Annotated in this window: 12 protein-coding genes; 4 read left to right on the forward strand and 8 right to left on the reverse strand. The window is 72.3% G+C overall.

The features are described 5' to 3' along the window. Nucleotides 1-20 precede the first annotated feature (20 nt). The 6 genes from ACFVWU_RS14230 to ACFVWU_RS14255 form a co-directional block, all read right to left on the reverse strand. The gene (locus tag ACFVWU_RS14230) at nucleotides 21-1,940 is read right to left on the reverse strand and encodes a galactose oxidase-like domain-containing protein (RefSeq protein WP_387619610.1); all 1,920 of its coding nucleotides are present in this window, start codon (nucleotides 1,938-1,940) and stop codon (nucleotides 21-23) included. Between the two features lie 263 nt (nucleotides 1,941-2,203). Further along, nucleotides 2,204-3,433 carry an acyltransferase gene (locus ACFVWU_RS14235; protein ID WP_387619613.1) on the reverse strand — a complete coding sequence of 410 codons (1,230 nt, stop codon included), beginning with the start codon at nucleotides 3,431-3,433 and terminating at the stop codon, nucleotides 2,204-2,206. Nucleotides 3,434-3,466: 33 nt separating this feature from the next. Continuing rightward, nucleotides 3,467-4,591 carry an alpha/beta hydrolase gene (locus ACFVWU_RS14240; protein ID WP_387619616.1) on the reverse strand — a complete coding sequence of 375 codons (1,125 nt, stop codon included), beginning with the start codon at nucleotides 4,589-4,591 and terminating at the stop codon, nucleotides 3,467-3,469. A gap of 177 nt (nucleotides 4,592-4,768) precedes the next feature. Further along, on the reverse strand, nucleotides 4,769-5,443 hold the full coding sequence (locus tag ACFVWU_RS14245) for a response regulator (protein WP_387619619.1): 675 nt from the start codon (nucleotides 5,441-5,443) through the stop codon (nucleotides 4,769-4,771). Further along, nucleotides 5,440-6,744, reverse strand: a complete 1,305-nt coding sequence (locus tag ACFVWU_RS14250; RefSeq protein WP_387619622.1) for a sensor histidine kinase — start codon at nucleotides 6,742-6,744, stop codon at nucleotides 5,440-5,442. The genes ACFVWU_RS14245 and ACFVWU_RS14250 overlap by 4 nt, the downstream gene beginning before the upstream one ends. A gap of 105 nt (nucleotides 6,745-6,849) precedes the next feature. Further along, the gene (locus ACFVWU_RS14255; protein ID WP_387619625.1) at nucleotides 6,850-7,530 is read right to left on the reverse strand and encodes a TetR/AcrR family transcriptional regulator; all 681 of its coding nucleotides are present in this window, start codon (nucleotides 7,528-7,530) and stop codon (nucleotides 6,850-6,852) included. A gap of 218 nt (nucleotides 7,531-7,748) precedes the next feature. On the opposite strand from ACFVWU_RS14255, the gene ACFVWU_RS14260 reads away from it, so the two are divergent. Continuing rightward, entirely contained in the window at nucleotides 7,749-9,350 is a 1,602-nt protein-coding gene (locus ACFVWU_RS14260; RefSeq protein ID WP_387619628.1) for an MFS transporter, read from the forward strand. Between the two features lie 60 nt (nucleotides 9,351-9,410). Here ACFVWU_RS14260 and ACFVWU_RS14265 read toward each other — a convergent pair whose 3' ends face one another. Together ACFVWU_RS14265 and aceE are read right to left on the reverse strand one after the other, a co-directional pair. Beyond that, complete coding sequence (locus tag ACFVWU_RS14265; protein ID WP_387619631.1) at nucleotides 9,411-9,860, reverse strand: nitroreductase/quinone reductase family protein; 450 nt, start codon at nucleotides 9,858-9,860, stop codon at nucleotides 9,411-9,413. A gap of 82 nt (nucleotides 9,861-9,942) precedes the next feature. Then, a complete protein-coding gene (aceE, locus tag ACFVWU_RS14270; RefSeq protein WP_387619634.1) occupies nucleotides 9,943-12,693 on the reverse strand; it encodes a pyruvate dehydrogenase (acetyl-transferring), homodimeric type in 2,751 nt (916 codons plus the stop codon). Nucleotides 12,694-13,210: 517 nt separating this feature from the next. Between aceE and ACFVWU_RS14275 the strand changes: the two genes are divergently transcribed. The 3 genes from ACFVWU_RS14275 to ACFVWU_RS14285 all read left to right on the forward strand — a co-directional run bounded on the left by ACFVWU_RS14275 (nucleotide 13,211) and on the right by ACFVWU_RS14285 (nucleotide 15,132). Continuing rightward, the gene (locus tag ACFVWU_RS14275; RefSeq protein ID WP_387619637.1) at nucleotides 13,211-13,651 is read left to right on the forward strand and encodes a DUF3052 domain-containing protein; all 441 of its coding nucleotides are present in this window, start codon (nucleotides 13,211-13,213) and stop codon (nucleotides 13,649-13,651) included. 240 nt (nucleotides 13,652-13,891) lie between these two features. Continuing rightward, nucleotides 13,892-14,350 carry a peroxiredoxin gene (locus tag ACFVWU_RS14280; RefSeq protein ID WP_387619640.1) on the forward strand — a complete coding sequence of 153 codons (459 nt, stop codon included), beginning with the start codon at nucleotides 13,892-13,894 and terminating at the stop codon, nucleotides 14,348-14,350. A 206-nt stretch (nucleotides 14,351-14,556) separates the two neighbouring features. After that, nucleotides 14,557-15,132 (forward strand): TerD family protein, encoded by a 576-nt coding sequence (locus ACFVWU_RS14285; protein WP_387619643.1) that lies wholly within the window; start codon nucleotides 14,557-14,559, stop codon nucleotides 15,130-15,132. The last annotated feature ends 110 nt before the right edge of the window (nucleotides 15,133-15,242 follow it).

Below are 15,242 nucleotides of genomic sequence, written 5' to 3' on the forward strand. Positions count from 1 at the left end.
GGCTCCTTTCGGGGTGGGGGTCAGGCGGAGGGGCTGAGCTGGACCCACTGCGCGACGCTGGGCACGCCCGTGTCGCTGAGCAGGAAGAGCAGGTACCAGCCGGGCGGGGCGGCCTTGGCGTCCGGCGGGGCCTGGAACTCCAGCCGGTTGCCGGCCCGGCTGGTCAGACGCAGGTCGATGTGCCGCTGGCTGGTGTTGACCGCGTGGGTGGAGGTGGTCGGCGCCAGCAGGACGGCCTTGGCGGCCAGGCCCGGGGTGGTGCTGGTGACGGTGAACTTCTTGTCGTAACCGACCGGCGCGGTGGGCGCGTTGGCCAGCGCGGGCCGGTCGCCCTGGTGCAGGTAGGCCGGCTCGTAGATCTCGATGGTGCCGTTCATGGTGATCGGGCCGGAGGTGCCCGGGACGCCGCTCACGGTGCCGTTGACGTCCGTGTTGTTGGCCAGCTGCTGGAGCTCGTCGCCGGTCACCATGACCCGGCCGTCCGGCAGCACCACGGCGTTGGAGTGGTAGCCGCGCGGCAGCCGCTGCACCGGGCCGAGCTGCCAGTCGCCCTGGTCGTCGCGCAGCTCGATCTGGCGGTACTTGAGGTCGGCGTTGGGGTTGTACGGGCCGTTGCCGTAGTCGCGGATGTCGTAGGCGCCGTTGACCGTCATCAGTCGGCCGTTGGGCAGCAGGATGGTGTCGTCCTGGGTGCGGCCGAAGGCGCGCGACTTCTCGGCGGTCCAACTGCCGTTGGAGAAGCGCAGGGTGCTCGGGTTGTCCCGGTCGCCGCCGAGGATCAGCGCGGAGTCCGGGCCGTTGGCGCCCGCGGGCAGCATCACGGCGGAGCCGTAGTTGCGGTCGCGGCCGTCGGGGCGGGCGGTGAGGTCGGTGCGGGACTCGGCGACCGGGTCGAACTTCCACTGCTGGGCGGCCGCGCGGCCGAAGCCGTAGACGTTGCCGTCGTTGAGCGAGAACAGGTGCGGGTAGTCGAGCCTGAACGGCGCGTCGGCCTTGAACCGCTCCACCGGGGTGTTGACGGGGGTGTCGGTCTTCTTCAGCGACACCGGGAAGGCCTTGGCGGGGAAGCGTTCGACCACCGGGGTCGGGGTGCCGTGCCCGAGTTCGGACTGGCCGGACATGATCAGCTGCCGGCCGTCGGCGCCGGTCACCACCGAGGGGTACCAGCGGCCCACCGACATGTCGGGGTTGCGGGTCCAGGTCTCGGTCCACGGGTCGAAGATCAGCGAGAGTTTGGCGCCGGTGCCGCCGTTGCCGCCCAGGTTGCCGCCGAAGACGCCGAGCATGCCGTTGGGCAGGAAGGAGTGGCCGGAGCAGAAGAACGGCACCGGGCGGGGCTCGTTCAGGCCGTCCGGCATGTCGGAGGTGGGCGGGTTGACCTGCTTGAAGGCCTCCTTGCCGGTGCCCTTGGCCGGATCCCAGAGGAAGGCCCGGCCGGCGTTCTCCTTGCCGGTGGTCTGGGTGGGGGCGGGCTCCTTCTCCGGGTTGGTCTCGATCCGCTCGAAGGAGAACAGCAGCACCTTGCCGGTCGGCAGCAGGGCGACGTGGTCGCCGAAGTCCGGGGAGGGGAAGTACTCCTTGAACGCCCCCCAGGTGTTCGGGGCGAAGGCCTTGTTGTGGTCGGCCTGGGAGGCCGTCAGGGCGTTGTACCGGTTGGTGCGGGTGGTCTGCGGGTAGTCGCCGATGCCGCGCACCGCCGCGCGCATCCGGGCGTGCTCCTCGGCGTGCTCCTGGCCGAGGGCGGCGACCTCGTCCTGCCGCAGCTCCTCGGCCACCCGGTGGGAGTCGACGTGCGGGGCGAGGTCGTCCCCGCCGTGGGCGACGGCCGGCGCGACGGCGCTCAGCAGGGTGCCGGCGGTGACCGCGAGGACCACGGCGGTGGCCGGCAGCCGACGGCCGGCCCGGGGCCGGGGCCGCGGGCGGGGTGGGGACGGGGACATGGCTCTCCTCAGGAAGGGGCGTTCGGGGACGGGGCGTTCGGAGGTGCGGCGAATGCGGGCGGACGGGCCGTGGGCGGGCGGTCCGGCGATGGTCGCCGACCGTCACAGAACATCACAGTGCGTGGTGGTTCGCATGCGCATGCACCCCTTGGGGCGGTCCCGTTCCTCGGGTGCGCCGGAACGGCCGAAGGGGCGCGGACCGGTCGGTCCACGCCCCTTCCATGCCCTGCCCTCCGGAGCAGGTCACCGCCGGTACGGCGGGTTCACACCACACCCAGCGCGTACGCGGCGAAGAGCGCCGCCGCGGCCCCGGCCACCGCCTTGCCGACCCGGGAGAACGCCGTCCAGGGCCCGTCGAAGCGCCGGGTGAACCACCCGATCGCCACCAGCGCGGCTCCGAACAGCGGAAGCAGCGCCAGCCGGGCGGCCACCCAGCCGAGCGAGTCCGGTGCGGTGGTCAGCCCCGGGACGGTGCCCAGGCCGGCCGCGCCGGGCACCGCCACCGCGAGCATCGCGCTCTGGTGCCAGCAGAAGATCGTCATCGCCGACAGGTTGACCACCACCACCGGCAGCCAGAGCAGCGGACGGCGGGTCAGCAGCCGGCCCAGCCGGTCCCGCAGCAGCACCGCGGCACCGCACTGCACCGCCGCCAGGGCGAGCACCAGCAAGGACGGCGGGTGCGAGTTGGTGCGCTCGACACCGGGCACGCCGACCATGCTCGCCGGGTAGTGGAACACCAGCAGCAGCGCGGCGAACAGCGCGCCGCCGCCGAGCAGCAGCACCCGGGCGGCCGGCCCGCCGAGCCGGCCCCGCGCCCACAGCACGCCCAACTGGTAGCCGAACAGCCAGCCCGGCAGGATGTTCAGCAGCCCGACCCAGGACGGCACCGCCTCGGCCCACGGCCCGTACCGCAGCAGGTCGACCACCGCGACCGAGGCCGCCAACAGGCCCGCCGACCAGCCGCCCAGTCGCCGCGCGAAGGCCGCGCAGAGCGGGGTGAGCGCGGTCAGCCCCAGGTAGACCCCGATGTACCAGAGCGGCTGCACCACCAGCGTGGCACCGGTGCGCAGGGTGTCCGCCGGGACGCCGAGCCGGGGCAGCAGTGGGATCAGCACCGCCCAGACGGCCGTCACGCCGAGCACCGGGCGCAGCAGCCGGACCGTCCGGCTCCGCAGCCAACTCCCGTACGTCAGGCCCTTCTCCCGGGCGCGTTCCAGCGAGCGGACCGAGGAGTGGCCGCCGACCAGGAAGAACACCCCGAGCATCTGCAGCACCCAGCTGACCGGGGCGAAGAAGCCGAGCGAGGAGAGCGGGCTGGCGTTGTGCAGGGCGCCGTCGGGGGAGAGGGTGAGGCCGCCGAGCATCCAGTGTCCGATCGGCACGGCGAGCAGGGCGAGGGCGCGCAGCCCGTCCAGGGCGCGGTCGCGGGTCTCGGGCGTCCGGGCGTCGACCTTCTCGGCGGCGCGGCGCAGGGTGGTGAGCGGGTGGGCCATGGCGGTGCTCCTTCCAGTGCTGGGCTCGGAGGGTCAGCCGCGCCCGAGGGCGATGGCGGCGTAGGCGGCGAGCGAGGCGGTGCCGGGGGCGAAGTAGCCGGAGTGGCCGTGGGATCCGGTGGCGGGCAGCGGGCGGGCGCCGAAGCCGGGGTCGGTCGGGTCGGCGCCGTGGCCGAGGCCGAACAGGCGGACGTTGGGCACGTCGCCGATCCAGTCCGAGCCGTTGCGGGTGGTGGCCCAGAGCGGGACGCGCGGGTCGAGGTCGCCGGCCGAGTCGACGCCCATGCCGGGCGAGCCCAGCACCACCAGGCCGGAGGCCTGGGCCGGGTTCGGGCGGGCCAGGCCGCAGACCACCGAGCCGTAGCTGTGGCAGAACACCGTGGGCGGGGCCTGCGGCCGGGTGCTGACGGCGAGTCCGTCCAGCAGCCGGGTCAGCCGGGTGGCGCCGCCCCGGGCGAGGTCCTCGGTGGCGGCGTCCGGGCCGAGGCCGACCGGGGTGGTGTAGCCGGCCCAGGCGATCACGGCGGTCTGCCCGTCGGTGGCCCCGTGCAGGGCGCGGGCCATTCCGGTGGGGGTGCCGTACGGGTCTCCGGCGCGGTCGAAGCTCAGCAGGTCGATGTCCGAGCCGGGGACGATCACGGCGGAGCGGCGGGCGGTGGCGAGGTCGCCGTACACCTCGGCGACCTGGCCGCGGCCGCGCGGGTCGAAGGCGAGGATCTGCCGGCCGCCGTCCAGCAGGGTGCGGTAGCGCTCGGCGCGGATGCGGGCGGCCTGGTGGTCCTCCGGGGTGAGTGCCGGGTCGGTGGCCCGGGCGAGTTCCCGGTCGCGCTCGGCGGTGAGGGCCAGGGCGTTGGCCCGGTAGCGGAGTAGGACCGGGGCGCCGTCCAGGTTGCCGACCACCAGCGGGTGCCGGGCGGCCAGGGCGTTCTGCTGCGCCGGGGTCAACTCGGCGAAGAAGGCCGCGACCTGGGCGGGCGTGGCGGTGGCCGGGTCGGGCGGCCGGAGGCCGGACGCGGTGTCGGCGGTCCAGGCGGCGCTGCCGGGCGGCGGGCCGGTGACGGCGGCCTGGGTGTCGGCGGCCCAGCCGCCCGCGCCGAGCAGTGCCGCCAGCGCCACCGCGGTGGCGGCGATCGCCCGCCTGGCCCGAGAAGTGCGCATGTCCCTGTTCTCCCTTGTCCGTTCGGCTGCCGAGCCGGTTCGGTCGTCGAGCCGGTTCGGCTGTCGACGGGGAGGAAGGTAGGAATGCGACGGCCCCGCGGGCGTCACACCGCGGGGCCAACCCCGGGGTGCTACCCGGGTATCAGGGGCGCCCGGAGGCGAGCGGGCGAGTAGCGGCTACTGGCCAGGCGTCACCAGTCCGGACTCGTAGGCCAGCACCACCGCCTGGGCGCGGTCGCGCAGGTCGAGCTTGGCGAGGATGCGGCCGATGTGGGTCTTGACGGTCTGTTCGGCGAGCACCAGCTGCCCGGCGATCTCCTGGTTGGACAGGCCGCGGGCGATCAGCTCCAGCACCTCGGTCTCGCGCGGGGTCAGGCCGTTGAGCCGCAGCTTGGGGTCGCGGCGCTTGGCGGGGCGGCTGCGGGCGAAGTCCTCGATCAGCCGGCGGGTCACCGAGGGGGCGAGCAGTGCCTCGCCGGCCGCGACCACCCGGACCGCGGCGATCAGGTCGGCGGGCGGGGCGTCCTTGAGCAGGAAACCGCTGGCCCCGGCGCGCAGCGCCTCGTACACGTAGTCGTCCACGTCGAAGGTGGTCAGCATCAGCACCTTGGGCCGGTGCGCGCCAGGGACGGCCGGGTCGAGCAGCCGCCGGGCCGCCTCCAGGCCGTCCATGACGGGCATCCGGACGTCCATCAGCACCACGTCGGGGTGGGTGCGTCCGGTGACCTCCAGGGCCTGGGCGCCGTCCGCCGCGTCCCCCACCACGTCGATGTCGCTCTGGGCGTTGAGCAGGGCGGCGAAGCCGGCCCGCACCATGGCCTGGTCGTCGACGATGATCACGCGGATGGTCATGCGGGCGTCTCCAGAGGAAGGTCGAGAGGCAGGACGGCGGCCACCTTGAAGCCGCCGTCCGGCAGCGGGCCGGTGTCCAGCCTGCCATCGACCAGCCGGACGCGTTCGCGCATTCCGACCAGACCCTGCCCGGTGCCCTCGACCGAGGCCTCCAGCGACTCGGCGTGCTGCGGCGGGGGCGCGTTGACCACGGTCAGCCGCAGTTCCGGGCCGTCCGCCGCGAGCGACACCCAGGTCCGGGCGCCGGGGGCGTGCCGGACCACGTTGGCCAGCGCCTCCTGCACGATCCGGTAGACGGACAGGCCGACGGCCTGCGGCACCCGCTCGGCCAGCCCCTCGTCCACGGTCAGCTCGGCGGGCACCCCGGCCCGCCCCACCGTCTCGACCAGCTGGGCGAGTCGGTCCACCCCGGGCTGCGGGGCCTTCTCCGCGGCGGACTCCTCGCTGCGCAGCACGCCGAGCAGCCGCCGCATCTCGGCCAGCGACTCCCGGGCGGCGTCGGCGATCGTGGTGAACTCCTCGGCGGCGTCGGCGGGTACGCCCTCGATCCGGTACGGCGCGCTGGCGGCCTGGACGGCGATCACCGACATGTGGTGGGCCACCACGTCGTGCAACTCCCGGGCGATCCGGGCGCGTTCCTCCAGCAGGGTGCGCCGCTCGCGTTCGATCTCGCTGATCTGCTCCTGTTCGGAGAGCAGTCGGCGGGCGACCGCGCGGTCCCGGATCGCCCAGCCGAGCAGCAGGACGGCGCCGCTGAGCGCGATCAGCAGCACGGTGGTGCCGTCGCCGGCCCGGGGCAGGCCGAGGGTGGTGGTGAGCACGGTGAGCAGGACGGTGGCGACCCAGACCGCGACCAGGGTGGGCCGGCGCTCCCGCAGGGCGAGGGCGAGCAGCAGGAAGACGTACGAGATGACCATCGGCGCCGTCCACGGCCAGCTGCCCATCACCTGGTGGTGGCGGGCGGTGATGGCGGCGGTGGTGACGAGGGTGGCGGCGCTGATCCACCAGGCGGCCAGCGGCCGGGTGATGGCGAGGAACAGCGGTGTGGTCTGGGCGACGGTGAGCGCGGCGGACACCGGCAGCACCAGGCCGTAGAAGTGGCCCAGGCTGACGATTCCGGTGGGGATCAGCGCGGCCTGCAGGATCAGGGCGACGACGTACGGCAGTTGGCGCACCCAGCGCCGGCGGGACTCCCCGAGCAGCGGGGTCTCGTCCTCGCTCGGTGTGCTGAGGTGGTGCAGCAGGGTGCGCAGTTGCCGGGCGGCGTACCGGCGGGCGTCGGCGATGGTGGGCGTCTTCATCGCGGGCCAGCCTAGGACGGCCGACCCGCGCCGGTCGTCGGACTGGAGCGCGAACTTCCGGGGGATACCCCGGTACCGGGTGATACCCGGGTATGACGAGCGGTCCTACGAGCGCCAGTGGCCGGCCAGGGCCGGACCGAGCTGGTCGAAGTGGCGCTCGATCACCGTGACCATGCCCTCGGGCCCGGCCGGTTCCTGCTCGGCGGTCCAGGACAGGTGGGCGGCGCGCAGCAGGCTGCCGAAGACGGCGGCGAGCACGACCGGCCGCAGGTCCTCGGCCGGGTCCAGCCCCTCGCGCTCGGCGAGCACCTGGACCACCAGCCGCTCCTGGTCGGTGACCCGGCGCAGGTGGGCGGCGAGCAGCGCGGGCGTGTCCTCGATGATCCGCAGCAGCTCCAGGGCGCTGCGGATCGAGCCGGGCCCGGGGGTCTGGGCTTTCCCGAGGTCGCGCCAGGCCTTGACGATCGAGGCTCGCAGCGCCTGGAGCGGGGTCTCCTCGGCCGGGCGGTGGCGCAGGCACTCGATGAAGTAGTCCTCGGCGTCGGCCATCACGGCGAGGGCGACCTCGTCCTTGTTGGCGAAGTACCGGAAGAAGGTGCGCTGGGAGACGTCCACGGCGGAGGCGATCTCGTCGACGGTGGTGCGGGCGAAGCCCTGGCTGAGGAAGAGCACGTGGGCGGCCTGCACCAGGGCGTCCCGGGTCTGCTGCTTCTTGCGCTCCCGCAGTCCGGGCGTCCGGCCGAGGTCCTCCGGGGTGCCGAGGGTGCGGGGGGTGTGAGCGGCCATGGCGGGGGCCTTCCGGGGCGCTGGTGTGGCGGGTGGGAGCACAACCTTAGCCTCCTGACAAATGTCAGTGCAGGTCAGAAGTCATTGTTTGCCGAATGTCAGAGGCTGCCATAATCTGCCGACAGTGGCGCTCGTCGGCCGGGCACTCGTGGGGACGGGTAGGTCGTCGCGGCGCCACTCCCACGTTCCGAACCTCGGCACGCCCCCGGAGGGCCCAGATGAGCCAGTCCGTCGTCAAGAACTCCAAGGCGGACGCACCGCCGCCGAATCCGCCGACCGGGGGAGGGCTCAAGGGGCACCCCTGGTTGACCCTGCTGACCGTCGCGGTCGGCGTGATGATGGTGGCCCTGGACGGCACGATCGTCGCGATCGCCAACCCGGTGATCCAGGAGAAGCTGAACGCGGCGCCGTCCGAGATCCAGTGGGTCACCAGCGGCTACCTGCTGGCGCTCGCGGTCTTCCTGATCACCGCGGGCAAGATCGGCGACCGGTTCGGCCACAAGTCCACGTTCCTGGTCGGCGCGGTCGGCTTCGCCGCCACCTCGGCCGCGATCGGCTTCGCCGGCAACATCCAGACCGTGATCGCCTTCCGCGTCCTGCAGGGCCTGTTCGGCGCGCTGCTCCAGCCGGCCGCGCTCGGCCTGCTGCGCGGGGCCTTCCCGGCCGAGAAGCTCAACATGGCGATCGGCATCTGGGGCGGCGTGATCGGCGCCTCCACCGCGGCCGGCCCGATCGTCGGCGGCCTGCTGGTCGAGCACGTCAACTGGGAGTCGGTCTTCTTCATCAACATCCCGGTCGGCCTGATCGCGCTGTGCCTGGGCCTGTGGATCCTCAAGGACGTCCGGGCCGAGAACGCCGCCAAGTCCTTCGACGTGCCCGGCATCGCGCTGCTCTCCGCCGGGATGTTCGCGCTGGTCTTCGGCATCATCAAGGCCCCCGAGTGGGGCTGGGGCGACGCCAGGACGCTGCTGTTCCTGGGCGGCGCGGTGGTGCTGATGGCGCTCTTCGCGTTCTGGCAGGGTCGGGCGAAGGAACCGCTGATCCCGCTCAGCCTGTTCCGTTCGGTGCCGCTGTCGGCGGGCGTGCTGCTGATGGTGCTGATGGCCTTCGCGTTCTTCGGCGCGATCTTCTTCGTGACCTTCTACCTGCAGAACGTGCACGGGATGAAGCCGGTCGAGGCCGGCGTCCACCTGCTGCCGATGACCGGCATGATGATCGTCGGCTCGCCGGTGGCGGGCATCGCGATCGGCAAGCTCGGCCCGCGGATCCCGATCGTGGCGGGCATGCTGATCACCACCACCGCGATGTTCGGCATGTCCACCCTGGACACCGGCTCCGGCACCGGCGTGATGTCGCTCTGGTTCGTCCTGATGGGCCTCGGCATCAGCCCGGTCATGGTCGGCGCCACCGAGGTCATCGTCGGCAACGCCCCGCTGGAGCTGTCCGGCGTGGCCGGCGGCCTGCAGCAGTCCGCGATGCAGGTCGGCGGCAGCCTCGGCACCGCCGTGCTGGGCGCGCTGATGGCCGCCAAGGTCGGCGACGTACTGCCCGGCAACTGGGCCAAGGCCGGCCTGCCGCCGGTCGAGGGCCCGCAGGCCGAGGGCCTCAAGCAGGCCGCCCAGCTCGGCATCGCCCCGCCGGCCCCGCCCGGCACCCCGCAGCAGGCGGTGGACGCGATGGCCGGCGCCGTGCACCAGTCCTTCGTCAGCGGCATGTCGCTCGCCTTCGCGGTGGCCGCCGTGGTGGCCTTCGGCGCCGCCGTGCTCGGCCTGCTCACCCGCCGCGGCAGCACCGACGCGGGCCCGGCCGTGCACATCTGAGCACGGACCCGTGACCGGCGGCCCCGGACTCCGTGCGGGAGTCCGGGGCCGCTGTGCTGCTCAGGCCCGGGTGAGGGCCACCAGCGGGACGGTCCGGGCCGCGGTGCGGTAGTCGGCGAACTGCGGCTGGGCGGCGATCATGCGGGCCCAGAGCGCGTCGTGCTCGGCCGGGTCGACCGGGGCCGCCACGGCCGGGTAGCGGTCGGTGCCGACCTCGACGGTCACCTCGGCGTGGGCGACCAGGTTGCGGTACCAGAGCGGGTCCGTCTCGCTGCCGCCGTTGGAGGCGAAGACCACCAGCCGCTCGCCGTCCGGCAGGTAGACCAGCGGGGTGGTGCGCGGCTCGCCGCTGCGGGCGCCGGTAACGGTCAGCAGCAGCAACGGCATGCCGGCGAGCGCGCCGCCGACGACGCCCTGCCCGGAGCGGAACTCGGCGATCACGTTCCGGTTGAACTCACCTGCGCCGTCGGAGGGTTCGGGGTGGCGGGGGTTCGCGCTCTGGTTCGTCATGCCGGCACCGGTGCGGGGTTCAAGAACACCGAAAGGGCCGGACCCCGGGCGGGGTCCGGCCCTTTCAGGCACGAGCGGGTGATCAGGCGTCGCCGCCGGCGGCGCCCGGGTCGGCCGCGGCCACGTCCAGCAGCTGGTAGCGGTCGATCGCCTCCTTCAGCGCCGAGCGGTCGATCTTGCCCTGCTTGGCGAGCTCGGTGAGCACCGCGAGGACGACCGACTGCGCGTCGATGTGGAAGAAGCGACGGGCCGCGCCACGGGTGTCGGCGAAGCCGAAGCCGTCGGCGCCCAGCGACTGCCACTGACCCGGCACCCAGCGGGCGATCTGGTCCGGCACCGCGCGCATCCAGTCGGACACGGCGACGAACGGGCCCTCGGCGCCCTGGAGCTTCTGGGTCACGTACGGCACGCGCTGCTGCTCCTCGGGGTGCAGCAGGTTGAACTCCTCGGACTCCACCGCGTCGCGGCGCAGCTCGTTCCAGGAGGTCGCGGACCAGACGTCGGCCTTGACGTTCCACTCCTCGGCGAGGATGCGCTGGGCCTCCAGGGCCCACGGCACGGCCACGCCGGAGGCGAGGATCTGGGCCGGGATCTGGCCGGCGGTGCCCGGCGCGTACTTGTGCAGACCCTTGAGGATGCCCTCGACGTCCACGTTCTCGGGCTCGGCCGGCATCTTGATCGGCTCGTTGTAGACGGTGAGGTAGTAGAACACGTCCTCGCCGTTCGGGTGCTCGGCGCTGGAGCCGTACATCCGACGAAGACCGTCCTGGACGATGTGCGCGATCTCGAAGCCGTACGCGGGGTCGTACGCGACGACGCCCGGGTTGGTCGAGGCCAGCAGGTGCGAGTGGCCGTCGGCGTGCTGCAGGCCCTCACCGGTCAGCGTGGTGCGGCCGGCGGTGGCGCCGAGCACGAAGCCGCGGGCCAGCTGGTCGGCCATCTGCCAGAACTGGTCGCCGGTGCGCTGGAACCCGAACATCGAGTAGAAGACGTACACCGGGATCAGCGGCTCGCCGTGGGTCGCGTAGGACGAGCCGGCGGCGATCAGCGAGGCGGTGCAGCCGGCCTCGGAGATGCCGTCATGCAGCATCTGGCCGGTCGGCGACTCCTTGTAGGCCAGCAGCAGGTCGCGGTCGACCGACTCGTAGGTCTGGCCCAGCGGGTTGTAGATCTTCGCCGACGGGAACAGCGAGTCCATGCCGAAGGTGCGGTACTCGTCCGGCGCGATCGGCACGAAGCGGTTGCCGATGCCCTTGTCCCGCATGAGGTCCTTGAGCAGCCGGACGAACGCCATGGTGGTGGCGATGGTCTGGTTGCCGGAACCCTTCTTGACCGCCTTGTACGCGTCGTCGCCGGGCAGCTCCAGCTTGCGCGGGCGCACCTTGCGGGTCGGCACGTAGCCGCCCAGCTCGCTGCGGCGGTCGTGCATGTACTGGATCTCTTCGGAGTCGCGGCCCGGGTGGTAGTAGGGCGGGTAGCCCTCGTCGAGCTGCTTGTCGGTGATCGGCAGGTGCAGCCGGTCGCGGAAGCGCTTCAGGTCCTCGACCGTCAGCTTCTTCATCTGGTGGGTGGCGTTGCGGCCCTCGAAGTTGGGGCCGAGCGTCCAGCCCTTGACCGTCTGGGCCAGGATGACCGTCGGCTGGCCCTTGTGCTCGCGGGCCGCCTTGAACGCCGCGTAGATCTTCTTGTGGTCGTGGCCGCCGCGACCCAGGTGCTGGATCTGCTGGTCGGTCATGTTCTCGACCATGGCGCGCAGGCGCAGGTCGCCGCCGAAGAAGTGCTCGCGGATGTACTGGCCGGTCTCGGTGGCGTAGGTCTGGAACTGGCCGTCCACCGTGGTGTTCAGCTTGTTGACCAGGACGCCGTCGCGGTCCTGCGCGAGCAGCGGGTCCCAGCTGCGGTCCCAGACCAGCTTGATCACGTTCCAGCCGGCGCCCCGGAACTGGGACTCCAGCTCCTGGATGATCTTGCCGTTGCCGCGGACCGGGCCGTCGAGGCGCTGCAGGTTGCAGTTGACCACGAAGGTCAGGTTGTCCAGGCCCTCGCGGGCGGCCAGCGACAGCTGACCGAGCGACTCGGGCTCGTCCATCTCGCCGTCGCCGAGGAAGGCGTAGACGTGCGAGTCGGAGGTGTCCTTGATGCCCCGGTGCTCCAGGTAGCGGTTCATCCGGGCCTGGTAGATCGCGCCGAGCGGGCCGAGGCCCATCGAGACGGTCGGGAACTCCCAGAAGTCCGGCATCAGCCGCGGGTGCGGGTAGCTGGACAGGCCGTACGGCGCCTTCGACTTCTCCTGGCGGAACGCGTCGAGCTGCTGCTCGGTGAGTCGGTCCAGCAGGAAGGCGCGGGCGTAGATGCCGGGGGAGGCGTGACCCTGGAAGAAGATCTGGTCGCCGGACTCGCCCTCGGCGTCCTTGCCGCGGAAGAAGTAGTTGAAGCCGACGTCGTAGAGCGACGCGGAGGAGGCGAAGGTGGCGATGTGGCCACCGACGCCGATGCCCGGGCGCTGCGCCCGGGAGACCATGACGGCCGCGTTCCAGCGGGTCGCGTTGAGGATCTTGCGCTCGATCTCCTCGTTGCCGGGGAAGAACGGCTCGTCCTTGGTCGCGATGGTGTTGACGTAGTCCGTGCTGCGCATCTCGGGCACGGCGACACGCTTCTCGCGGGCGCGCTCGATCAGCCGCAGCATCAGGTAGCGGGCACGCTCACGCCCCCGCTCGTCGATGGCCGCGTCGAGCGACTCCAGCCATTCCGCGGTCTCCTCGGGATCGAAGTCCGGGACCTGACTCGGAAGGCCGCCAATGATGATCGGGTTGCGATCGGATCCGGAAGCCACGCTGTTCCTTCACTGTCGGTCGAAACTGAGGTGTGTCGCGCCGCCTCCATCGTGCTACCGCGCTCGGAGATCCGTCATCTCTACCGATCGGTAACCGTTCCGCCTGGTGGGCGGGACGGTCTGGTGGCGCGCGGTGCGGGCGTCTTCGTCCGCTCCGTACACCCCCGGGTGTTACGAAAAGAGGTGGTCCGACCTGGTGTCCCGTCCGCCCGATGGCGGGCGGCCGGGGTGAGGGCCAACAGGAGACTCTACGCCCGCGCACACGCGGACCCCGAATGCTGTTCGCATCTCGGGCACGTGTACGGCCTGTGGGCCGGGACCACCCGAAGCATCCTTGTCTCAGGCAGAGAAGGGCAAATCGGTGTGATTCCCGACACGTCGACCGGCGTGTCCCGCTGTGCCGCGTCAACCTTTGGAGGGGATCGGGGGTCGGGTACTTGCGCGAACCGCCGCGCCCGTGTGGACTACGGCCACAGCCTCGGCATGGACGCCGAGCCGAATACTGGAGGTTATTCCCGTGAGCGCGACCGCGGACCCCGCGGACAAGTCCAACCCGGCGACCCGTCTCGGCTTCGAAGAGGGCCAGATCGTCCAGGAGCTGGGGTACGACGACGACACTGACCAGGATCTCCGCGAAGGCATCGAGGAGATCACCGGGACGGATCTCGTCGACGAGGACTACGACGACGTCGCGGACGCCGTCCTGCTCTGGCACCGCGACGACGACGGGGACCTCACCGACGCCCTCGTCGACGCCCTGGAGTACCTGGCCGAGGGCGGTCTGATCTGGCTGCTGACGCCCAAGACCGGCCGCGACGGCCACATCGAGGCCTCCGACATCGCGGACGCGGCGAAGACCTCCGGCCTGTCGCAGACCAGCTCGATCGCGATCGCCAAGGACTGGGCGGCCACCCGCCTGGCCACCAAGTCCACGGCGAAGCAGCCCAAGCAGCGCTGAACGGGCCCTGAAGCCGAGCGCCGGGCCCCGTCGGAGTACTCCTCCGGCGGGGCCCGGCGCTTTTCGCGCCTTCGGGCCGGGGCTGTTCGCCGAGGGCGAAAGGGCTGGGCCGCCCGGCGGAGCGCGTCATCCGTCCGGCCGAACGCCCGTAAGCGAATGCGAGGATGTGCCCTGCCGCGCCCGCCGCGCGGCCCGGTCGCGCCGCACTCGCGCCGGAGTCGCGTCAGAAAGGTCCCGCTCATGACCGTCGCGGTCGGCACCCCGGCTCCGGACTTCGAGCTCAACAACCAGCACGGGGAGAGCGTCCGGCTCGCCGACTTCCGGGGCCGCAAGCACGTGGTGCTGGTCTTCTACCCGTTCGCCTTCACCGGCGTGTGCACCGGCGAGCTGGGCGCGATCCAGCGGGAGCTGGCCGGGCTGCAGAACGACCGGGTCCAGGTGCTCGGGGTCTCCTGCGACTCCCAGTTCAGCCAGCGCGTCCTCGCCGACCGGGAGGGCCTGGAGTTCCCGCTGCTCGCCGACTTCTGGCCGCACGGCGAGGTCGCCCGGGCCTACGGCGTGCTGGACGACGAGAAGGGCTGCCCGCTGCGCGGCACCTTCGTGATCGACGAGGCCGGCACGGTGCGCTGGAGCGTCCTCAACGGCCTCCCGGAGGCCCGGGACGAGCAGGAGTACCTGAAGGCCCTCGCAGCCCTCTGAAGCCCCCGAGCGGGGGGCGGACCCCGTTCGGAGGTGTTCCGGGCCCGTTCGGAGGTGCCCCGGGCCCCGTTCGGAGGTGTGTGCGGGAACCGGGCACTACGCTCGGGCCGTTGGCGGGGTGGGGCGTACGTCCGGTTTCGGGCGGCCGGCCTCGAACCGCACCACCGCGGGGGCACCAGCCGTGCCTCCCGATTCTTGGAGGACACGTGGGAGTCAGCCTCAGCAAGGGCGGCAACGTCTCGCTCACCAAGGAGGCCCCCGGGCTCCAGGCCGTCGTGGTCGGCCTGGGCTGGGACGTCCGGACCACCACCGGGACGGACTTCGACCTGGACGCCAGCGCGCTGCTCTGCAACGACCAGGGCAAGGTCGGCTCGGACGGCAACTTCGTGTTCTTCAACAACCTGAAGAGCCCGGACGGCTCGGTCGAGCACACCGGCGACAACCGCACCGGTGAGGGCGAGGGCGACGACGAGGCGATCAAGGTCAACCTGGTCGGCGTCCCGGCGGACGTGCAGAAGATCGTCTTCCCGGTGTCGATCTACGACGCCGAGAGCCGCGGCCAGAACTTCGGCCAGGTCCGCAACGCCTTCATCCGTGTGGTGAACCATGCCGACAACTCGGAGCTGGCCCGCTACGACCTCTCCGAGGACGCCTCCACCGAGACCGCGATGGTCTTCGGCGAGCTGTACCGCAACGGCGGCGAGTGGAAGTTCCGCGCCATCGGCCAGGGTTACGCCTCCGGCCTGCGCGGCATCGCCCAGGACTTCGGCGTCAACGTCTGAGTTCCCGTCGGCGCACCGGTCTGCGCGCCGAACTCCCGGGGCGGCCCCCGGACCTCCAGGGGCCGGGGCCCCCCCGCCTCGGACCGGCCCCGGGCGCAGCGGGGGTGGGG

The organism is Kitasatospora sp. NPDC058190, from assembly GCF_042883685.1.
GTDB lineage: Bacteria > Actinomycetota > Actinomycetes > Streptomycetales > Streptomycetaceae > Kitasatospora.